The sequence below is a fragment of the Leucobacter sp. NPDC058333 genome (genome assembly GCF_042726155.1).
GTDB lineage: Bacteria > Actinomycetota > Actinomycetes > Actinomycetales > Microbacteriaceae > Leucobacter.
On sequence record NZ_JBHXHV010000001.1, the window covers coordinates 287,386 to 307,282 of the forward strand.

The 19,897-nt window shown below is 67.0% G+C and carries 19 protein-coding genes; 15 read left to right on the top strand and 4 right to left on the bottom strand.

Annotated elements, in window-relative coordinates:
* Window positions 1–20: 20 nt before the first annotated feature.
* Complete coding sequence (locus ACFWHR_RS01295; RefSeq protein ID WP_382446457.1) at window positions 21–1,079, bottom strand: LacI family DNA-binding transcriptional regulator; 1,059 nt, start codon at window positions 1,077–1,079, stop codon at window positions 21–23.
* A gap of 463 nt (window positions 1,080–1,542) precedes the next feature.
* Between ACFWHR_RS01295 and ACFWHR_RS01300 the strand changes: the two genes are divergently transcribed.
* The 5 genes from ACFWHR_RS01300 to ACFWHR_RS01320 all read left to right on the top strand — a co-directional run bounded on the left by ACFWHR_RS01300 (window position 1,543) and on the right by ACFWHR_RS01320 (window position 8,029).
* The gene (locus ACFWHR_RS01300) at window positions 1,543–2,553 is read left to right on the top strand and encodes a sugar ABC transporter substrate-binding protein (RefSeq protein WP_382446458.1); all 1,011 of its coding nucleotides are present in this window, start codon (window positions 1,543–1,545) and stop codon (window positions 2,551–2,553) included.
* Window positions 2,554–2,581: 28 nt separating this feature from the next.
* A complete protein-coding gene (locus ACFWHR_RS01305) occupies window positions 2,582–3,628 on the top strand; it encodes an ABC transporter permease (RefSeq protein WP_382446459.1) in 1,047 nt (348 codons plus the stop codon).
* The gene (locus ACFWHR_RS01310) at window positions 3,625–4,593 is read left to right on the top strand and encodes an ATP-binding cassette domain-containing protein (RefSeq protein WP_382446460.1); all 969 of its coding nucleotides are present in this window, start codon (window positions 3,625–3,627) and stop codon (window positions 4,591–4,593) included. The genes ACFWHR_RS01305 and ACFWHR_RS01310 overlap by 4 nt, the downstream gene beginning before the upstream one ends.
* A gap of 230 nt (window positions 4,594–4,823) precedes the next feature.
* Window positions 4,824–7,001 (top strand): TIM barrel protein, encoded by a 2,178-nt coding sequence (locus tag ACFWHR_RS01315; protein ID WP_382446461.1) that lies wholly within the window; start codon window positions 4,824–4,826, stop codon window positions 6,999–7,001.
* A complete protein-coding gene (locus tag ACFWHR_RS01320; RefSeq protein WP_382446462.1) occupies window positions 6,998–8,029 on the top strand; it encodes a Gfo/Idh/MocA family protein in 1,032 nt (343 codons plus the stop codon). The genes ACFWHR_RS01315 and ACFWHR_RS01320 overlap by 4 nt, the downstream gene beginning before the upstream one ends.
* A gap of 41 nt (window positions 8,030–8,070) precedes the next feature.
* On the opposite strand, the gene ACFWHR_RS01325 is transcribed toward ACFWHR_RS01320, so the two are convergent.
* From ACFWHR_RS01325 to ACFWHR_RS01335, 3 genes are all read right to left on the bottom strand, one after another.
* Window positions 8,071–8,295, bottom strand: a complete 225-nt coding sequence (locus tag ACFWHR_RS01325; protein ID WP_382446463.1) for a hypothetical protein — start codon at window positions 8,293–8,295, stop codon at window positions 8,071–8,073.
* 83 nt (window positions 8,296–8,378) lie between these two features.
* Entirely contained in the window at window positions 8,379–9,800 is a 1,422-nt protein-coding gene (locus tag ACFWHR_RS01330; RefSeq protein WP_382446464.1) for an amidase, read from the bottom strand.
* A gap of 138 nt (window positions 9,801–9,938) precedes the next feature.
* Complete coding sequence (locus ACFWHR_RS01335) at window positions 9,939–10,655, bottom strand: LysE family translocator (RefSeq protein ID WP_382446465.1); 717 nt, start codon at window positions 10,653–10,655, stop codon at window positions 9,939–9,941.
* 102 nt (window positions 10,656–10,757) lie between these two features.
* On the opposite strand from ACFWHR_RS01335, the gene ACFWHR_RS01340 reads away from it, so the two are divergent.
* The 10 genes from ACFWHR_RS01340 to ACFWHR_RS01385 all read left to right on the top strand — a co-directional run bounded on the left by ACFWHR_RS01340 (window position 10,758) and on the right by ACFWHR_RS01385 (window position 19,789).
* Entirely contained in the window at window positions 10,758–11,213 is a 456-nt protein-coding gene (locus tag ACFWHR_RS01340) for an Lrp/AsnC family transcriptional regulator (RefSeq protein ID WP_382446466.1), read from the top strand.
* Window positions 11,214–11,286: 73 nt separating this feature from the next.
* Window positions 11,287–12,375: a metal ABC transporter substrate-binding protein gene (locus ACFWHR_RS01345; protein WP_382446467.1), complete on the top strand. Its 1,089-nt coding sequence runs from the start codon at window positions 11,287–11,289 to the stop codon at window positions 12,373–12,375.
* Window positions 12,372–13,256: a metal ABC transporter ATP-binding protein gene (locus ACFWHR_RS01350; protein WP_382446468.1), complete on the top strand. Its 885-nt coding sequence runs from the start codon at window positions 12,372–12,374 to the stop codon at window positions 13,254–13,256. Before ACFWHR_RS01345 ends, ACFWHR_RS01350 begins: the two co-directional genes overlap by 4 nt.
* Window positions 13,256–14,179, top strand: coding sequence for a metal ABC transporter permease (locus ACFWHR_RS01355; RefSeq protein WP_382446469.1), 924 nt, complete (start codon window positions 13,256–13,258; stop codon window positions 14,177–14,179). The genes ACFWHR_RS01350 and ACFWHR_RS01355 overlap by 1 nt, the downstream gene beginning before the upstream one ends.
* Window positions 14,176–14,970, top strand: coding sequence for a metal ABC transporter permease (locus ACFWHR_RS01360; protein ID WP_382446470.1), 795 nt, complete (start codon window positions 14,176–14,178; stop codon window positions 14,968–14,970). The genes ACFWHR_RS01355 and ACFWHR_RS01360 overlap by 4 nt, the downstream gene beginning before the upstream one ends.
* 165 nt (window positions 14,971–15,135) lie before the next feature.
* Window positions 15,136–15,912, top strand: coding sequence for an amino acid ABC transporter ATP-binding protein (locus ACFWHR_RS01365; RefSeq protein ID WP_382446471.1), 777 nt, complete (start codon window positions 15,136–15,138; stop codon window positions 15,910–15,912).
* A gap of 89 nt (window positions 15,913–16,001) precedes the next feature.
* Window positions 16,002–16,883 carry a glutamate ABC transporter substrate-binding protein gene (locus ACFWHR_RS01370; RefSeq protein WP_382446472.1) on the top strand — a complete coding sequence of 294 codons (882 nt, stop codon included), beginning with the start codon at window positions 16,002–16,004 and terminating at the stop codon, window positions 16,881–16,883.
* Window positions 16,884–16,987: 104 nt separating this feature from the next.
* Window positions 16,988–17,638, top strand: coding sequence for an amino acid ABC transporter permease (locus tag ACFWHR_RS01375; RefSeq protein WP_382446473.1), 651 nt, complete (start codon window positions 16,988–16,990; stop codon window positions 17,636–17,638).
* Window positions 17,635–18,576: an amino acid ABC transporter permease gene (locus ACFWHR_RS01380; protein WP_382446474.1), complete on the top strand. Its 942-nt coding sequence runs from the start codon at window positions 17,635–17,637 to the stop codon at window positions 18,574–18,576. The genes ACFWHR_RS01375 and ACFWHR_RS01380 overlap by 4 nt, the downstream gene beginning before the upstream one ends.
* A complete protein-coding gene (locus ACFWHR_RS01385) occupies window positions 18,542–19,789 on the top strand; it encodes a pyridoxal-phosphate dependent enzyme (RefSeq protein ID WP_382446475.1) in 1,248 nt (415 codons plus the stop codon). The genes ACFWHR_RS01380 and ACFWHR_RS01385 overlap by 35 nt, the downstream gene beginning before the upstream one ends.
* Window positions 19,790–19,897 lie beyond the last annotated feature (108 nt).

Here is a 19,897-nt window from a genome sequence, read left to right on the forward strand (position 1 = left end):
CCTGCCGCGACGATTCCCAATTACGGTCGCGGCGGCGCGGTGCTCGCGCGCACCGTGAGGGTGGGGGTGACGCGCCGGATCGCCGCAGCTGCGTGCGGCTCGGCCAGGCGCGCGTGCACGGTCTCGACCGCGAGCTGGGCCATGCTCTCGGGATCGGGCCGCACAGTGGTGAGCTCCACGTAGGGAAGCCCCGCCGCGGTGCTGTCGTCAAAGCCAACGATCGAGATGTCTTCCGGAACGCGGACCCCGGCGCGCACTAGCGTGTGCATCGCGCCGATCGCGCAGTGATCGTTCATGCACACGAGCGCTGTCGGCAGCTCGGCCGCGCCGCTGCCCAGCCCGCTTTCGAGTAGCGTCGTCGCAGCGCGATGCCCGCCCAGCTCCGAGTAGTCGCTCGCAATAATCTGCTCGCGCAGCCCGCGCGCTCGCATCTCTGCGCGATAGCCGTCGAGTCGCGGCCGCGCGTTCGCGCCGACGTCACTGCCGACGAAGGCAATTCTCTCGTGGCCCAGATCGGCGAGGTGCGCGATGGCCAGGCTGATCCCGCGTTCGTTTTCGACGCCCACCCGATCGTGAACCTCATGAGAGGTTGGTCCGCCGAGGAGCAGCGTCGGAATGCCAGCCGGGAGGCCGACGAATTCTTCGCCGCCCGCGCCCGCGTCGAGGGCAATGAGCGCTTCGATGCGCTGGCGCATGAGCCCCGCGAGGGCGGGCTCGAGGTCGCGGTGCTCACCCATGGTGCCGAGCGCGAGGGTGTAACCGAGCTCGCCGGCGTGGCGATACAGTGCATCGACGAGATCGACCTCGAATGGCTGGCGCATCGTGAACAGCACACCGAGCTGGCCGCTGCGGCGTCGGCGCAGCATGCGGGCGGAGTCGTCAGGGTGGTAGCCGAGCTCGCGGGCGGCGGTCAGAATGCGATCCCGCGATGCCTCGCTTGCTCCGGGAGCTCCGCGCAGCACGATCGAGACCAGTTGGCGCGACATGCCGACGCGCTCAGCGACGTCGCGCATGGTCGGCCGCCCCGCCGGCTCGGCAGCTGGCTGGGCGTCGCGCGGTGCGGGATCGGGGCTGCTCACGCTCCCATGCTCCCACGCGGGCGGCTTCGCCCGTGCGCGCGGGTCCGCGCCGACCCGCATGCCCGCGCCGACCCGCGTGTCCGCGCCGCCGCGCGTTGTTTCGCCGAGTCCCTCCTGCGCCGCCGAGCCCCTCGCCGAATTGCGCGCAAGTGGAAGGGGCTCGGCGATACGCTAGGGGTTCGACGGAGTAGCGGGCGCGCGGGCGCGCGGACGCGCGGGCAGCGGCACGGCGGCGACGCAACCGCAGTGCCGCAGTGCCGCAGTGCCGCGGTTGCGACCGCGGTGCCGGCACCCCCACCCGGGTGGGCAGTGACCAACTCGCCACGTCGACGCGAGCCCCGCCGCCCGGGTCGTTATCCAACTTTTACCTGAAGGGGTGCCGGATCGTGGAAGTTACGGTACTGTGAACGCAGAGCGCAAGCTTTGTAACGACATTAGTTCAATTACACGATGGAGTGCAGCTATGTTGAAATCACGTTTCGGCCGATGGTCCAAGGTCGGTCTGCTCGGACTTGCGGGCATCGGTGCGCTGGCTCTCGCCGCGTGCGGTTCGCCAGCGGGCGCCGGCGGCGCAGCGAGCGGGAGCGGCAGTGGCGGCGGGGTCGACGAAGACGAGATCAAGGTCGCCCTGATCACGCACGCGGCACCCGGCGACACCTTCTGGGACACGATCCGCTCGGGTGCTGAAAACGCGGCCGAGCGCAATAACGTCGAGCTGCTTTACAGCTCGGATCCGGACGGTGCCCGTCAGGCGCAGCTTGTGCAGCAGGCGGTCGACCAGGGCGTTGACGGCATCGTGGTCACGCTGGCCAAGGCCGACGCCATGTCGGGCGAGGTCAAGAAGGCGATCGACGCTGGCATTCCGGTGTTCAGCATCAACGCCGGTGAAGACGAGTTCAAGGACCTGGGCGTGCTCGCGCACTTCGGCCAGAACGAGTTCATCGCGGGTCAGGCTGCCGGCGAGCAGTTCAACGACGCCGGGTTGAAGAAGGCAATCTGCGTCATTCAGGAGCAGGGCCACGTCGGCCTCGAGTCGCGCTGTGAAGGCCTCGCCGACACATTCGAGGGCACTTCCGAGGTGCTGTACGTGCAGGGCACCGATATGACGAACGTCGCTTCGACCATCACGTCGAAGCTACAGACCAACTCCGATATCGATGCCGTTCTCACGCTCGGGGCGCCGTTCGCGATGACCGCGATGGACTCGATTAAAGACGCTGGCAGCAAAGCCACCCTCGCAACGACCGACCTCAACGCAGACGTGTACAAGGCAATCGGCGACGGCACGATCCTCTTTGGAATCGACCAGCAGCCGTTCCTGCAGGGGTACGAGTCGATTGAAGCCGTGCGCCTCTACACCGAGGGCGGGTACGTGCTCGGCGGCGGCCAGGCAGTGCTGACCGGACCGGCCGTCGTCAACGCCGACAACCTCGACAGCGTGGCGTCCCAGTTCGAAGACAAGAAGTCCGAGTAGGGAAGGGTCGCACCGAAAGGTCGAATCCATGAGTACAGCAACAGCTCCCAAGTTCGATGAGCGCGTCGCCTCCGGCAACCTGTTCACCAGGTTTTTCACCAAACCGGAGGCGGGCGCCACTGCGGCCGCACTGGTCCTCGCGATCATGTTCGCCGTGGTCGCGCCCCAGTTCACCCAGCCCAGCTCGATCGCGACGATCCTGTACGGGGCATCGACCGTCGGCATCATGGCGGTCGGAGTGTCCCTGTTGATGATCGGCGGCGAGGTCGACCTGTCGGCCGGCGTTGGCGTCATCTCAGCGGCACTGTCGTCGTCGCTCTTTATGTACTGGTTCGGCGGCAACGTCTGGATTGGCGCGATCGTCGGCCTCGTATTCTCACTGCTCGTGGGGCTACTCAATGGGTGGCTGCTGACGAAGACGAAGCTCTCGAGCTTCATCATCACTCTGGCGACCTTCTTCATGTTGACGGGCCTGAACCTCGGCGTGACGCGAGCGTTGACGGGCGGCGTTGCCGCTCCGTCGGTGGCCAACTGGCCCGGGTTCGCGTCTGCCGAGGCGGTGTTCGCCTCTGACATCCCGGTCTTCGGTGTCAACGTCAAGATCACGGTGTTCTACTGGATCATTCTCGTGCTCGTCGCGACCTGGATTCTGCAGCGCACCCGCGTCGGCAACTGGATCTTCGCCTCCGGCGGCGCTCCGGATGCTGCGCGTGCCGTCGGCGTGCCTGTCGTCCGCACGAAGATCGGCCTGTACATGGGCGTCAGCTTCTGCGCGTGGCTGCTGGGCATGCACCAGCTGTTCGCGTTCAAGACGGTGCAGTCGGGTGAGGGCATCGGCAACGAGTTTCTCTACATCATTGCGGCCGTCGTCGGCGGCTGCCTCATGACCGGCGGATATGGTTCGGCGATCGGTGGCGCGATTGGCGCACTGATCTACGGCATGGCACTCAAGGGCGTCGTCTACGCCGAGTGGAACCCCGATTGGCTGAAGTTCTTCCTTGGCGCCATGCTCCTCGGAGCGACCGTGTTGAACTTCACGCTGCAGCGCCGCGCGGCGCGAGGAGGTAAAAAGTGAACGCCACAGCAACGGCCGCATCGTCGGCCACGGTGACCGCAACGTCCGCTGCGCCGCTCGTCGAGCTGCGCGACGCGGAGAAGCGTTACGGCAACATCATCGCGCTTCGCGACGTCAGCCTCAAGGTGGCGAGCGGCGAGGTGATGTGCGTGCTCGGCGACAACGGCGCCGGCAAGTCGACGCTGATCAAGATCATCGCGGGGCTGCACCAGCACACGGCGGGGGAGTACCTCGTCGAGGGCGAGCCGGTGAAGTTCAACTCACCGCGAGAGGCTCTCAACCGCGGGATCGCGACGGTCTATCAAGATCTCGCCGTCGCGCCGCTGATGCCGGTCTGGCGCAACTTCTTCCTCGGCTCCGAGCAGACGAAGGGGTGGGGGCCGTTCAAGCGCCTCGACGTTGAGTTCATGCGGCAGACGGCGAAGCAGGAGCTGCTCGACATGGGCATCGACCTGCGCAACGTCGACCAGCCGATTGGCACGCTCTCGGGTGGCGAGCGCCAGTGCGTCGCCATCGCGCGAGCCGTGTATTTCGGCGCGAAGGTGCTGATTCTCGATGAGCCGACGGCTGCGCTGGGAGTGAAGCAGTCGGGCGTCGTGCTGCGCTACATCATTCAAGCGCGGGATCGTGGGCTCGGCGTTATTTTCATCACCCACAACCCCCACCACGCGTACCCGGTCGGGGACCGCTTCCTGCTGCTCAAGCGGGGCCAGAGCATCGGGTACCACGAGAAGTCAGCGATCTCGCTCGAGGAGCTCACCGGGCTGATGGCCGGCGGCGCCGAGCTCGAGCAACTGGTGCACGAGCTGCGCGACGTAGGCACGTCGACCGACACGGTGCGCACGATCCGCGACGAGATCCAAGAGGACGCGGCCGCTGGCGTTGGCCGCGTCACCGTCACAGAGTCGGTCAGCGTCATTCCGGGCGAGTACGACGACAACGAAGAAGAGACCCCCCGCCCCTAACCGCCCCCGCCCGCCCCCCCCCGCCCCGCCCGCCCCGAACCCCGCCGAGCGCGAGCCCTTTCGCTGACCACGAGGGAATCCGACGCGGCAAACCCCTCGTGCTCACGCTTGAGGCTCGCGCTCGGCGGGGTTTCGCCGGGATGCGGCGGGGCGCGGGCGGGGGCGGGCGGGGCGCAGGCGGGGCAGGGCAGGGCGTGCGGGCGGCGCACACGACACGAAAGCACACGAATATGCGCACACTTGCAGACGGCACCATCGAGATCGGGGTGGGCCTCGTCAGCGTCGGATGGATGGGTCAGCTGCACAGCCGCGCCTACACGAACCTCAGGTTTGCCTACGCGGATCTCGGCATCAGGCCTCGCCTCGTGCACGCCGCTGACCCCGCCCCGGATCGCGCCGAAGAGGCCGTGCGGGTCTACGGTTATGAGCGAGCCTCCGCTGACTACCACGAGGTGTTGAACGACCCCGAGGTCGATGTCGTCTCGATCTGCGCCCCCAATTTTCTCCACGCCGAGATCGGCATCGCTGCGGCGCAGGCCGGCAAGCACTTCTGGATTGAGAAGCCCGTCGGCCGCGGCGAGCATGAAACCCGCGCCGTTGCCGAGGCGGCCGCCGTTGCCGGCGTGGTCAGCTCGATCGGATTCAACTACCGGCACGCCCCAGCGATCGAGTACCTCCGCGAACTCGTGCTCGACGGCACGCTCGGCCGCATTACCAACGTGCGCGGCCAAATGTTCGCTGATTACTCCTCGGACCCGAGGGGGGCGCTGTCGTGGCGCTTCATTCGCGGGCTCGCCGGCAACGGCGTGCTCGGCGACCTCATGGGGCACCTGGTCGACCTCGTGCAGTACACGCTGGGCCCGATCGCCGAGGTCAGCGCCGTGACCTCGACCGTCTACGCCGAGCGCCCCGAGCTGCCGATGGGCACGGGCACGCACTTCGCCCTCATCGAGGACGGCACGATGAAGCCGGTCGAAAACGAGGACTACGCCGGCATGCTCATCCGCATTGCGGGCGACGCTCCCGCGGCGCACGCGGTCGGCACGCTCGAGGCATCACGCGTCTCGGTGGGGCCGCGCGCGAGCTACGGCATCGAGGTCTATGGCACCGCGGGTTCGGCGCACTGGGACTTCGAGCGTATGAACGAGTTGCACCTCTCTGGCGGTCTCGGCGCCGAGAACCAGGGCTATACCCGAGTGATGGCGCGATCCGGAATGGGAGACTTCGGCCGATTCCAGCCCGGCGCTGGCACCTCGATGGGGTACGACGACCTGAAGGTGATTGAAGCGAAGAAGTTTCTGCAGGCCGTGGTCGGGCGCGAGGCGCTGAACTCGAATATTCAGGATGCGCTCTCGGCCGCACAGGTGGTCACGGCCGCCGAGCGCTCAGCGCAATCGCGCGCTTGGGAGCAGAGCTCTCCGGTGGCTGGCACGACGGCGGCGGGCACGACGGCGGCTGGCACGGCGGGGGCTGGCACGGCCGCTCCCGGTGCCGCGGCACCCGCACCGCGCATCGCCTCCGCTCCGATCAACTGGGGTGTCATCGAGGTACCGGGCTGGGGCCTGCAACTACCGCGAGAGCGAGTGCTCAACGAGATGGTTGCGCTCGGGATCACGGCCACCGAATTTGGCCCGGAGGGCTTTTTGCCCGATGCCCCCGCTGAGCGGGCCGCAGCTCTCGCCGCCGCGGGCCTGCGAGCAGTCGGCGGCTTCTTCCCGGTCGTGCTGCACCGCGCCGAGCAGGATCCGCTGCCCGCGATCGAGCGCGAGCTCGCCGCGTACGTGGCGGCGGGCGCGGGCACGCTCGTGCTCTCGGCGGTGACGGGTGACGAGGGGTACGACGGCGGCGGCGAGTTGACCGATGCCGAGTGGGCGACACTACTCACGAACCTCGATCGCGCGCTCGACGCGGCCGCCGCGGTTGGCGTCGTCGCGACGCTCCACCCGCACGTCGGCACGGTGGTCGAGGCGCCCGCAGCGGTCGAGCGCGTCGTCGCCGGATCGCGCATCGGCCTCTGCCTCGACACCGGGCACTACACGCTCGGCGGCGGCGATCCTGTGGCGTTCGTGAAGCGGCACGCGGCACGCATCGTGCACGCGCACCTGAAGGACGTCAGTCTCGATGTCGCCGCGCGTGTGCGAGCGGGCGAAATCGATTACCGTGAGGGCGTGCGCCAGGGCATGTACCAACCGTTGGGGGCGGGCGACGCGCGCCTGGCCGAGATCGTTGCTGCGCTGCGCGACGCTGAATACTCCGGCTGGTACGTGCTCGAACAAGACACGGTCGTCGAGAGCGAGGCCGACGCGGCTGTCGCCCTCGAAAATGCGCGGCGCAGCGTCGCATTCATCCGCGATGCGCTTGCGGGCGCGGGCGCGGGATCCGAGATCCTCGCGGGGGTGCGGGCATGAGCGCGCCGCTGCGCATCGGCATGCTTGGCGCCTCCCGCATCGCAGAGGCGGCGATTATCGACGCGACGGAGGCGACGGGTGATATCCGGGCTGCAGTCGCGGCGCGGGATCCCGAACGTGCCCGCAACTACGCCGCCGAGCGGGGCTTCGAGTCGGCAAGCGAGAGCTACGAACAACTGATCGCCGATGACACGCTTGACCTGGTCTACATTGGGCTGCCGAACGGGCTGCACGCTGAGTGGACGGCGCGCGCGCTCGAGGCGGGGCGCAACGTGCTCGTTGAAAAGCCGTTTGCCGCAAACCTCGCGGAGTTCGACCGCGTCACTGCGCGGCTCGAACACTCGGCCGGCTGGGCATGGGAGGCGTTCCACTACGCCGATCATCCGGGCATCCAGCGCCTCATTGACCTCGTGCGCGCGGGAGAGATCGGCGAGCTGCGCGGCGTCGACGTGCACATGGACATGCCAGCGCCATCGGCCGATGACCCGCGCTGGAGTTTCGATCTCGCGGGCGGCGCCCTCATGGACGTTGGCTGCTACGCAATCAACGCGCTGTTGCTCATTGGTGAGGGGCTCGGCGCAGCCGGCGGCCCCGTCGCACTCACGCTCGATAACGCCCGCGCCGAGACCGTCGAGGCGGATAATCGCATCGACGCGGAGGTGGTTGCTGAGTTGCACCTCGGCGACGTGCGCGCAACGATCCACACGAGCATGGTCAGCCCCGACTGGAATTTCGGACTGCGCGTGAGCGGTAGCCTGGGCGAGGTTGTGCTGCCGAACTTCGTGAAACCGCAGGAGGACGGGCGACTCATCGTGCGGACCACCACCGGAGCCGGGGTCGAGGAACGTGTCGAGCAGCTCGGCGACGTGTCGTCGTACGCGTATCAGCTGCGCCGCATTCGCGCCGCAGTGCGGAGCGGCGAACGGTCGCAGCTCATGCTCGCGCGGTCGCGCCGAACGATGGCGCTGATTGACGAGGTGTACACCGCGAGCGGGTTGCCGCTGCGCCCGGCGCGGCTGCTCGACTGACCCGGCGCGGTCACGCGAGCCCGGATCCCCGGGCGCCTTGCTTACCCGCCGCCGGGCAAGCCCTCGGACATCTCGAGCTGCACCACAGGCACCTGCGTCGATGCTGACGCGGCTGCCACCGCGTAGGCCGTGCCAAATCCGCCTCCGAAGGCGAGGATCGCGATCGCCCCACCCGCCAGGCCCGCCTGCAGCGGAGTCAGCCAACGGCGGTCGCGGCGCGTGCGTCCGGCTGCGGATGTCTGCTGCTGGATCGCTGAAGTGGTCATGCACCCAGTGTCAGCCGTCGAGCAATGAACGAGTTATGCGTGCGCTGCTCGTCTGCTCCGAGTTCATTCATGCTCCGAGTAGCTCACTTCTCCATGAGCTGCGCGGCGATCTGCAGCAGCCGCACCTCGGAGCCGGTCGGCCCGATGAACTGCACGCCCATCGAATGCCCGGATGCCAAGCGCAAGATCGGCACGGCAACCGCCGGCAGGCCGGACACATTGACCATTGACGTGTACGGCGCCCACTCGCACTGCAATCGATAATCGCCGTCTGCATCCTGCGACGTGAATGCGCCGATGCGCGGTGGCAGCATCGTGAGCCCCGGCGTGAGCACGGCGTCGTAGGCGCCCCACTGCGCGCGCACGCTGGCCGCGAAATCGCGCAGGCGCGATCCTGCCCGTTCGTGAGTCTCGTCACTGCGAGAGCGGGCGCGCTCGCGGAACGTGCGGGTGAGCGGCATCAGCCGAGCGACGGCCTCGGCGTTCAGCGGAAGGCGCGACAGGCCGGCCGTCCAGGCGGTCGTGAACGCGTCGGGGTAGACGGCGTCATAGTGGAAATCGGCGTCGTCAACATGGTGCCCGCGTGCGTCGAGCAGTCGGGCCGCCTCGGCGTAAGCGAGCTGGGCGTTCGCATCGAGCACGATCGGGTAGGCCGATTCGAACGGCGCCGCGTCGCTGCGCCCGATACGCAGCCCCGTCAATCGATCGGCCGCCCGCACGGCCGCGAGTGCGGGTTCGCTTCGTGCGCCCCGCTGCGCGTCGAAGAGCATCGCCGCGTCTGCAGCGTCGCGCGCGATCGGCCCGCTCACGGTGAGTCGAGGCGCGCCAAACTCGTCGTGCAGACCGCGCCCGACCGGCGCTCCACCCGCGAGATCGCCCGGCACTGCGCCGAGACCGGGCTTCAGCCCGACCAGCCCGCACGCAAGCGCCGGGATGCGAATGGAGCCCCCACCGTCACTGCCCGGGCCCACGGGTATGAGCCCAGCCGCGATCGCCGCAGCGCTGCCACCTGAGGATCCGCCGGGCGTGCGTGCGGGGTCCAGTGGATTGCGGGCAGGCGGGGCGATCGCGTTTTCGGAGTACCCGGTCAGACCGAGTTCTGGTACCTGCGTCTTGCCGATCGGGATCGCGCCAGCCGCCCGCAGCACCGCAACTCCAGGGGCGTCTGACGGTGCAACGCGGTGCCGCAGGGCAGCGCTCCCGCGGGTGGTCACGGCGCCCGCGACGTCGAGCAGATCTTTGAACGCGGTCGGCAGCCCGTGCAGGCGCGGCAGGTGGGGGCGGTCGTCGGGTGCCGTGGCCGCGAACCGGGCGTCGGCGTCGGCCGCAGCGGTTCGTGCCTGGCTCGCCGAGACGGTCAGGAATGCGCCGAGATCCGCGCGATCCGAAATGCGCTCCAGGAAGTGCGAGGTGGCCTCGCGCGCCGAAATCTCGCCCCGCTGCAGCGCGTCCCGCCAAGCCACCGCCCCGCCGGCCACCGCCCCGCCCTCCAAGCCATCACTCACCCCCAGAGCCTACGCCCCCGTTCTGTCGTCGCAAATGATCGCATCAGTCGCGTGAAGGGATCATTTGCGACGACAGAAACGAGAGGGGGGGGGAGAGGGGGAGAGGGGGATAGGGGGATAGGGGGCGGGTGGGTTTGGTTAGAGGAGGGGGAGGAGTTCTTCCACGAGGAGGAGGAAGCCAACCGCCATCATCATGATTCCCGTGATGCGCGTCACGATCGCGCCCGCTCGCGGGCGCCCGCCCAGTACGCGGCCAGACACAAGCGCCACCGCGGTGTACACGATCGCGCAGTTGAACAGGTGCAGGCCGCCGAGCGCGAGCATCTGCATCGGCTGCGGCCACGCCCCCGAGTCCCCGGTGAACTGGGGCAGCAGCGCGAGCAGCAGCAGAATGCCCTTCGGGTTGATGCCGCTCACACCGGCCCCGCGGAGGAATTGCTGCACCACGCCTCCACTCGAGTGCCCATCACCCGAGTGCCGATCACCCGAGAGCCCAGCACCAGCGAGCCCGATTTCGGAACCGCCGCCGATCGCAATGCTGTCGGTCACCGGCTGCCCGGTGACGTCGATCGGAACCGCCGGGCGTAACAGCGTCGTCAGGCCCAGGTATACGAGAAACGCTCCGCCGGCCACGGTCAGCACCGTGAGCGCGAGCGGCACCGCGGTGATCAACGCGCCCGCCCCGACCGCGACGAACGCGATGACGAGCACGTAGCCGCTGAGCAACCCGAGCACGGTGGGCGCGGGGTGCTGCCGACGGGCTCCCGCCGCGATCACGTACGCCCAGTCGGGCCCGGGCGTGACCGCGAGCGCTGCGGCAATGATCCAAAACTGCCCCGCGAGTGTCCAATCCATGGCACCGTCCCCCTCTGACGATGCCACAGCGTACGTGGATTCGGCGGAAATGTGCTTCCAGGTTTTGCCTCAAATACGCCCGTGAGTGAAAGAATAATTCACATGGACGCAATCAGCCGAGAAATTCTGTCAATACTGCAGGAGGCGGGGCGCACAAGCGCCACCGAGCTCGCCGATCAGGTTGGCCTGAGCCTGTCGTCGTGCCATCGCCGGGTGAAAGAGCTGGAGCGATCAGGCGCCATCGAGCGCTACCGGGCGATCGTCTCGCCGGCCGCGGTTGGGCTGGGCTTTGAATCCGTGGTGTTCGTGACGATCGGCGTCACCTCGGTCGAGGTGATCGCTGCGTTCGAGAAGGCGGTTGTGCAGATCGCGGACGTCGTTGATGTGCAGCGCCTCTTCGGCGAACCCGACTACATACTGCGCGTACTCACTCGCGATCTCGCGTCGTATCAGCAGCTCTACGACACGGTGCTGTCGGGGTTACCTGGCGTACAGCGCTTGCAATCGACGCTCGTCATGAAGCGCGTCGGGCAGGATCGCGGGGTGCCGATCCCGTAATCGTTCGTTCCCGTCTTGCACCGCATACCCAACCGCGCATATAGTGATACTCGTTCTCATTAGAAAGTGTGCCATGACTCGCAACTCCCGCTCAGTGCAGCCCATCATCTTCGCCAGTGCAGCCCTCGCTTCAGTACTCGCGCTCACCGCGTGCAGTGGCGGTGCTGCCGCCAACCAGGGTGGTGACGGTAGCGCTCTGAAAGTCGTCGCGACCACGACGCAGCTGACCGACTTCGCCGGAGAGGTCGGCGGCGACGACATTGAGCTCACGGGCCTGCTCGCGCCGAACGCATCAGCGCACCATTTCGACCCGAGCCCCGCCGATCTGCTTGCGCTCGGTGAGGCCGACGTGCTCATCGTGAACGGGGCGAACCTCGAGAGCTTTGTCGATGACGCGGTCGACGCGTCAGGGTTCGACGGCGTTATCATCACGGCGGCTGATGGCATCGATCTCGAAGAGGCGCGCCACATCACCGCAGAGGGTGGAGGGGCAGAAGCCGATCACGATCACGAACACGACGAAGCGGCAGGCGCAGCAGCCGCCGGTACCGACGAATCTGATCACGATCACGATGATCACGACCACGGCGACCTGAATCCCCACATCTGGACGTCACCGAGTAATGCCGAGGGAATGGTCGAAGAGATCGAAGCGGGGCTCGCGAAGGCGGATCCGGATCACGCGAGCGATTATGAGCAGCGCGCCGATGCGTACATTGACCGCTTGCAGCAGCTCGATACGTGGGTTGCCGCGCAGTTCGATCGAGTGCCGGCCGCCGAGCGCGTGCTGGTGAGCGGGCACGACTCGCTGCGGTACTTCCTGCACGACTACGGCATCGAGTTCGCCGGGTCCATCCTGCCGAGTTTTGAAGACAACGCCGAGCCGAGTGCCGCTGACATTGATGCCCTGGTGGCCTCGATCAAGGAGCACAGTGTGCGCGCGGTGTTTGTCGAATCGTCGATGAGTCCGAAGCTCGCGCAGACGATTGCGCAAGAGGCTGGCGTGGAGGTCGTGGACGCCGAGTCGCTCTACGCCGACTCGCTCGGTGCTCCCGACAGCGATGGGGCGACTTACATTGGCGCGACGGTGCACAACACAAAGGTCATCCTCGAAGCGTGGGGCGCGAAAGTCGACGCCGTGCCCGATAGTCTGCAGGGATGACCGCCGCACGCGACGCCGCACCAGCAGATGGCTTTGCACCAGCAGAGGGCTTTGACGCGCAGCAGTGCATCGCACCAGCGCGGTTGGGGCGAGCGCCTGAAGACATCGCCATCGCGCTCGACGGCGCGGCCTTCGGCTACGACGGTACACCCCGCGTCGAGCGTCTGACTCTCGCGGTTCCCGCTGGCGCGGCCGTCGCACTCATTGGGCCAAACGGCTCGGGCAAGTCAACCCTGCTGCGCGGTATTTTGGGCCTCGCTGACCTGACGTCGGGCACGATCCGAGTGCTCGGCGAGGCGCCGGATCGCGCACGCAAGCGCATCGGCTCGCTGCCCCAGGCGGATACGCGCGATGCCACCCTCCCCGTCACACTGCGACAGGTCGTCACGATGGGCCTCTACCGCTCGCGCGGCGCACTACGACCCATCGGTCGCGGTGGTCACGCGGCGGTCTCGCAGGCGCTCGAGCGTGTGGGTCTCAGCGCGTTTGCTGGCCGCCGCTTCGGCGAGCTCTCGGGGGGTCAGCAGCAGCGCGGCATCCTTGCGCGCGCACTCGTTTCCGACCCACAACTGCTGTTGCTCGATGAGCCATTCAACGGACTCGATCGCGAGAACCGCGACGTGCTGCTGCGGCTCGTGCGCGAGCTTCGCGCCGAGGGGCGCACCATCGTCGTCTCGACCCACGATCTCGAGATCGCGCAGGAGGCCTGTTCACACGCGCTGTTGCTCGCCAGCGGTCACCACCCGAATCAGCCCGGTCACCCGGCGGCGTTCGGGCCCGTCGCCGAGGCGCTCACACTCGACGCCGTGCAGCACGCGTTCCAAGACACGACCGTCGAACTCGATCACCACACCGTGACCACCACTCGGGAGACGGAGTGATGTCGGCCGCGCTGACATCTGCCCTGACACCCGCCCTCCACCTCGCGCAGATCGGCTTCGCGCAGATCAGCCCCCTCGATATCTTCGCGCTGCCGTTCATGTGGCGCGCCCTGCTGACCGTCGCGATCCTCGCGCTCGCCGCGGGCGCCGTCGGGCTGTTCATCAGTTTTCGCGAGCTTGAGTTTGTGAGCGACGGCCTGGTGCACTCGGTGTTTCCGGGTCTCGTAGTTGGCGCCGCCCTCGGCGGCTCAGCCGGCCTGTTGCCGGGAGCCGTGATTGCCGCGATTCTCGCCGCCGTGCTGTTCACCGTCATCGAGCACCGCGGAGGCGTCGGCGCCGACGCGGCAATTGCGGTGGTGCTCACCGGCCTGTTCAGCCTGGGCGTCGTGCTCGTGTCGCGGCAGGAGGGGTACGTGTCTCAGCTGCAAGAGCTGTTGTTCGGCCGCCTGCTCACCGTCACCGGGACGCAGCTCTGGCAAATCCTCGTCGTTGCGATTGTCGCCGTTGCGATCGTTGGCTTCACCTGGCGCGCGCAACTCTTCCGTTCCTTTGATGCTGCGGGCGCAGAGGCCGCAGGGTTCAGACTGCTGCGCGCCGATCTCGCGCTCGGGATCGCCGTGGCGCTGCTCGTGGTGGCGGGTGTGCAGGCGCTCGGCGTGCTGATGGTGATCGCCCTGCTCACGGTGCCGATGGCGGCGTCACGTCTAGTGACGAGACGCTTCGCCCTGCTGATTCCCATCGCGGTACTGCTGCCGCTCGCGGCGGGGATTGCCGGGCTCTGGATCTCGTTCGAGTGGTCCGTGTCCCGCGACGCAACCGTGTCGCCGGGCGCAATCGTCGTGCTGCTCCTCGTCGCCGCATATGTCGTCGCCGCGCTTGCGCGCGTCGGCGTCACGGCGCTGCGGAGGCCGGGGCGCGCATGAGCTACTTCACCCTCGCGTCGATCGAGATTGCGCTGCTCGGACTGCTCTCTGGGGTGGCTGGCACGCTCATCGTGCTGCGCCGGCGATCGTTCTTCGCGGTGGCGCTGAGCCACGCTACCTTCCCCGGCGGTGTCGTCTTCGCCGTGCTCGGCTGGAATCTGCTCATTGGTCAGGCCCTGTTCGCCGCCGTGCTGGTGCTCGCGATGACCCTGCTCGCGCGCATTCCCGGCCAGGGCCGACAGGTCACCAGCGGCGTGGTGCTGTCGTTCGGTTTCGCGCTCGGTACGCTGTTGGCCGCGCTGAACCCCGGACTCGGCGTGCCCGTCGAGGCGCTGCTCGTGGGATCGCCGCTCAGCGTGACGACCGGTGACGTCGCGGCTACAGCTGGGGTGCTCGTCGCCGCACTCGCCTGCGTCGCGGTGTTCGGTCGGCGCATCCTGTTTCACACGTTCGACCCCGTCGGGTTTGCCGCAGCGGGCTTCCGCACCTGGCCGATCGAGCTCGCCGTGACCGGCGTGATCGCCGCCTCAGTGGTGGTGGCGATGCCGGCGGTGGGCGCGATCCTCGGCGTTGCCGTGCTGATTGCCCCGGCTGCGGCCGCCCGGGTACTCACACAGCGGCTCGAGTGGATTCCGCTGATCGCCGCCGTGCTCGGCATCGGCGGGGGAATCGCCGGATTGTGGATCTCGCGCGAATTCTCGATTGCTGCGGGTGGCTCCGTCGGGCTCGTGCTCACCGCGATTTTCCTGATTTGTGCCGCGTTTCGTGCCATCAAGGTGACAGCTCGGTAACGATTCAGGCATTTGCTTGCGCAGGGGCAACGCCTACCCTTCGCCACCCCACGGCGGATGCGAGCAATCCCCTCGTTCATCAGGAATTTCTTATTACATTAACTAAAATTGTGCAGACCGCACAAGGGCTTTGATGGGGTTGCGGAGTGTTTGTACGATCGCCGTATGGGAGAGACGACAGCGGTCAGAGTGGTCCGCGACGATCGGGAGCCACTCGTCATCATCAATGAAGTAAATAAGCACTACGGTGACCTGCACGTATTGAATAACATCAATACACAGGTTGGCCGTGGCGAGGTTGTCGTCGTATTGGGGCCTTCGGGCTCGGGTAAGTCGACGCTGTGCCGCGCGATCAATCGGCTGGAGACGATTGATTCGGGCACGATCTCGATCGATGGGCAGTCACTGCCAGAAGAGGGGCGAGACCTCGCGACGCTGCGCGCCGACGTGGGCATGGTGTTCCAGCAGTTCAACCTGTTTGCGCACAAGACGATTCTGCAGAACGTGACGCTCGGGCCGATGAAGGTCCGTGGGCTGTCGAAGAAGGATGCGGAAGAGAAGGCGATGGCACTGCTCGAGCGTGTGGGCATCGCGAACCAGGCGCAGAAGTTGCCGTCACAGCTCTCTGGCGGCCAGCAGCAGCGCGTTGCAATCGCGAGATCACTCGCGATGGATCCGAAGCTCATCCTGCTCGATGAGCCCACCTCGGCGCTCGACCCCGAGATGATCAACGAGGTGCTTGACGTCATGATCGGGCTCGCGAACGACGGCATGACGATGGTGGCGGTGACGCACGAGATGGGCTTCGCGCGACGCGCCGCTGACCGCATCGTGTTCATGGCCGACGGCCAGATCGTCGAGGAGGCGACGCCGGAGCAGTTCTTTAGCGACCCGGCGACCTCGCGGGCCAAAGACTTCCTGTCGAAGATCCTGGGCCACTGAGTTACCTCCATCACCGCAGTTTCACCTGAACTCCCGGGCCCCGCGCCCGGATTGAACCAACACGACTCAACGAAGAGAAAGCAGAAATAATGCGAATCGCCAAGTATGCAGCAGTGATCGCCGCGGTCGGAGCCCTCGCGCTCTCGGCCTGCGCTTCGGGATCCCCGACCGACTCCGGCTCCGACACGTCCGCCCCCGCCGCGGCCGAAGACGTCAAGTTCGACGAGGGCACGACGATGGCCAAGCTCAACGAGGCCGGCAAGATCACGATCGGCACCAAGTACGACCAGCCCCTCTTCGGTCTCATGAACCCGACGACGAACACCCCAGAGGGCTTCGACGTTGAAATGGGCAAGATTATTGCCGCGAAGCTCGGCCTCACCGAGGACCAGATCGTCTGGAAAGAAGCGGTCTCGGCAAACCGCGAGCCCTTCATCGAGAAGGGTGAGGTCGACCTCGTTATCGCGACGTACACGATCAACGACGACCGCAAGAAGGTCATCGACTTCGGCGGTCCGTACTACATCGCGGGCCAAGATCTGCTCGTGCTCTCGGGCAACCCCGACGGCATCAAGGGCATCGACGATGTCAAGGGCAAGAAGGTCTGCTCGGTCACCGGATCGACCTCGGAGGAGAACCTGAAGGCCGCCGACGTCGAGGTGCTCGCAACCGACACATACTCGAACTGCCTGGAGCCACTGCGCTCGGGTGAGGTCGTCGCGGTCTCGACCGACAACGTGATTCTCGCCGGCCTCGCCGACCAGAACCAGGGCGAATTCGAGGTCGTGGAGAACCCGTTCACCGAGGAGCCCTACGGCATCGGCCTGAAGAAGGGTGACGATGAGTTCCGCGCCTTCGTGAACGACACGCTCGAAGAGTCGTTCGATGACGGCGACTGGGCAGCGGCCTGGGAAAAGACCGCCGGCAAGGTGCTGTCGACGCCTGAGCCCCCGACCGTCGACCGCTACTGATTCGGTTCGGTGACTCACCGTTCCTTCCACTCGTTCGGAACTGAGCTGACCCGGGGGCGGCGCACGCCGCCCCCGGGATCCGCCCTGAAGAAGGGATCCCGATCGTGGATGTCCTGATCGCGAACGCCGGCGATATTCTCGCCGGCTTCCTGATGACCTTGAGACTGCTGCTGTTCGGTGGGCTCGGCGCGCTGATTATCGGCCTCGTCGTTGCCGTGCTGCGCATTTGCCCGGTTGCGTCGCTGCGCGGATTCGCGACGGTGTACACCGAGTTGATTCGCAACGTTCCGCTGACGCTGCTGCTGCTCTTCATGGTGTTCGTGCTGCCACTCATCGTCCCCGATAAGCCGCCGTATGCGGTGCTCGCGTCGATCGGACTCGCCGTCTACACGTCGCCGTTCGTCGCCGAGGCCCTCCGCAGCGGCATCAACGGCGTGCCCGTTGGGCAGGCTGAGGCGGCGCGCTCGATCGGGCTCGGCTTCGGCCAGACGCTCTCTCTCATCGTGCTGCCGCAGGCGCTGCGCATGGTCGTGCCGCCGCTCATCAACGTGTTCATCGCGCTGACGAAGAACACCTCGGTCGCAGGCGGCTTCTTCGTCGTCGAATTGTTCGCGACTGCGCGGCAGCTCACGAACAACAATGGCCAGGCGGTGATCCCGATTCTCATCGGCGTTGCTTGCTTCTATCTCCTGATTACCATTCCGCTCGGCCTGATAGCCGGGCAGATCGAGAAGAAGGTGCGGGTGTTGCGATGAGTGCGCCAACTGTTCTCTACGATGCTCCCGGGCCGAAGGCACGGGTGCGATCCCGCATCATCTCGGTGGTCGGTGTGCTCGTTGTCGCCGCCCTGCTCGGGTGGGTGGTGTGGCGCCTCGCGCAGCCGCAGGTCTCCGTCAACGGCAACGAGAACCCGGGCATGTTCGACTCAACGCGCTGGGACGTGCTCGCGTACGGCGAGGTGTGGCAGTTCATCGGTCGCGGTGTACTAAACACGCTGCGCGCCGCAGCCGTCGCCATGGTCGGCGCTGTGCTCGTGGGCATGCTTTTCGCCTTTGGACGGTTGGCGACCAATGCGTTCATTCGCGTGCCGACCACGATCATTCTCGAGTTCTTCCGCGGCATGCCCGTGCTGTTGATGATGCTCTTCATCTTGCTCGTTGCGTCGACCGGCGCGTTCTGGGCTGTGGTCATCGCGCTGATCGTCTACAACGGGGCGATCATCGGCGAGGCGCTGCGCGCGGGCATCGTCGCGCTGAACAAGGGGCAGCGTGAGGCGGGCCTGTCAATTGGGCTCACACCGATTCGCACGCGGTTGCTGATCGAGTTTCCGCAGGCGTTCACGCAGATGCTGCCGATCATCATCGCGCAGCTGGTCGTGCTGCTGAAGGACACGTCGCTCGGCTACATCGTCGCCTACTCCGAACTCGCGTCGACCGTGAAGCAGGCCAGCACGTTCTACGGCAACCGCTACCTGTTCACGTTCTGGGTGGTCGCGGTAGCGATCTACCTCGCGATCAACCTGACCGTGTCGTGGCTCGGCCGTCGCGCCGGCCGCATGGCGGCAATGCGCAGCGGCAAGCCCGCGCCCGCGGCGAAGCGCGCGGCAGTGGCTATGGCTGTCGGGGGAGCGGAGCTTCCGCCGGCTGACGATGGTGGCGGTGTTGGTGGCGTTGGTGGCGGCCACGGCCGGTGATGATTTTGTGACGAGGTCAGTGGCATACTTCGACCCGGCGTCGGGCGCACGATACGCGCTCGAGCCGGGTCGTTGGCGTTCAGACACCGGCGGCCCGCTGTTGCTTGAATCTGCACGCGGTCTATCGCGATCTGACATTGATCCGGCCTCGCCTGGCCTGTGGCGATATCGCGCGGCATTTGCGATCGATATCGTCGACCCGATCGTGCTGGGCGAGGGGCGCACGCCGCTCGTGCCGGGCGTGTGGGGTGCCGGGCGCCCGCTCTGGAAGCTGGAGTGGTGCTCGCCCACGGGCAGCTTCAAGGATCGCGGAGCCAGTGTCATGCTCTCCGCGCTGCGCCAGCAGGGCGCGACCTCGGTGATTGAAGATAGTTCTGGCAACGGCGGCGCAGCGATTGCCGCGTACGGCGCGGCGGGCGGGCTCGACGTGACCGTGTTCGCGCCCGAGTCAACGTCTCCCGGGAAACTCGTGCAGTCGCGCGCATACGGTGCGCGAATCGAGCTGGTCGAGGGGCCACGTGTCGCCTCGCAGGAGGCCGCGATTGCAGCGGCCGAGCGGGGCAATGGCTGGTACGCCAGTCACAACTGGCAGCCGTTCTTTCTCGAGGGGACGAAGACCCTCGCCTACGAGATCTGGGAGGACCTCGGATTTCGGGCGCCCGACGCGGTGGTCATGCCGGTTGGAGCGGGCAGCAGCTTGCTCGGCTGTGCCTTCGGCTTCCGTGAACTGCTGCGCACGGGCGCGATCGACCGCCTGCCTCGCCTCTACGCGGCGCAGCCGCGCAACTGCTCGCCGATCGATGCAGCGTTCCACGTGAAACCTGGTGAGGGTTCTCAGGGTGAGGGTGGTGCCGGTGCCGGTGCTGACGCTGGTGCTGACGTAGGTGTTGACGCGGGTGCCGGTGCGCGCGAGCGCGCGGCCCGGCGTGCCGTGCTCCCGACGATTGCCGAGGGAACCGCCATCGCGCACCCGCTCCGTCTCAACGTGATACTCGAAGCAGTGCGCGAAAGCGGCGGCGGAACAGTGGCCATTTCCGAGGACGGCATTCGCGCGGCCCACGCCGACCTTGCCGCCCGCGGACTCTTCGCAGAACCCACGAGTGCGACCGCGGCCGCCGCCTACGGCGACCTCGTCGATCGAGGCGTGATCGGCACCACCGAAACTACGGTGGTGCTCCTGACGGGCTCGGGCCTCAAGGCCTCGCTGGCCTAGCGCGGGCGCCCCGCGCCCCGCGCCGCGCCCGCGCCGCGCCGCGCCACCGAACACGAGGGTCCCCACCGAAAACGAGCCCAAAAGTGGGGGTAATTGGCTCGGTCTCGG

Bases quoted from the DNA above. Each gene is read 5' to 3' on its own strand.
- ACFWHR_RS01300 (WP_382446458.1), top strand. From the start codon at position 1,543: ATGTTGAAATCACGTTTCGGCCGATGGTCCAAGGTCGGTCTGCTCGGA.
- ACFWHR_RS01305 (WP_382446459.1), top strand. From the start codon at position 2,582: ATGAGTACAGCAACAGCTCCCAAGTTCGATGAGCGCGTCGCCTCCGGC.
- ACFWHR_RS01315 (WP_382446461.1), top strand. From the start codon at position 4,824: ATGCGCACACTTGCAGACGGCACCATCGAGATCGGGGTGGGCCTCGTC.
- ACFWHR_RS01320 (WP_382446462.1), top strand. From the start codon at position 6,998: ATGAGCGCGCCGCTGCGCATCGGCATGCTTGGCGCCTCCCGCATCGCA.
- ACFWHR_RS01325 (WP_382446463.1), bottom strand. From the start codon at position 8,295: ATGACCACTTCAGCGATCCAGCAGCAGACATCCGCAGCCGGACGCACG.
- ACFWHR_RS01335 (WP_382446465.1), bottom strand. From the start codon at position 10,655: ATGGATTGGACACTCGCGGGGCAGTTTTGGATCATTGCCGCAGCGCTC.
- ACFWHR_RS01340 (WP_382446466.1), top strand. From the start codon at position 10,758: ATGGACGCAATCAGCCGAGAAATTCTGTCAATACTGCAGGAGGCGGGG.
- ACFWHR_RS01345 (WP_382446467.1), top strand. From the start codon at position 11,287: ATGACTCGCAACTCCCGCTCAGTGCAGCCCATCATCTTCGCCAGTGCA.
- ACFWHR_RS01350 (WP_382446468.1), top strand. From the start codon at position 12,372: ATGACCGCCGCACGCGACGCCGCACCAGCAGATGGCTTTGCACCAGCA.
- ACFWHR_RS01355 (WP_382446469.1), top strand. From the start codon at position 13,256: ATGTCGGCCGCGCTGACATCTGCCCTGACACCCGCCCTCCACCTCGCG.
- ACFWHR_RS01360 (WP_382446470.1), top strand. From the start codon at position 14,176: ATGAGCTACTTCACCCTCGCGTCGATCGAGATTGCGCTGCTCGGACTG.
- ACFWHR_RS01365 (WP_382446471.1), top strand. From the start codon at position 15,136: ATGGGAGAGACGACAGCGGTCAGAGTGGTCCGCGACGATCGGGAGCCA.
- ACFWHR_RS01370 (WP_382446472.1), top strand. From the start codon at position 16,002: ATGCGAATCGCCAAGTATGCAGCAGTGATCGCCGCGGTCGGAGCCCTC.
- ACFWHR_RS01380 (WP_382446474.1), top strand. From the start codon at position 17,635: ATGAGTGCGCCAACTGTTCTCTACGATGCTCCCGGGCCGAAGGCACGG.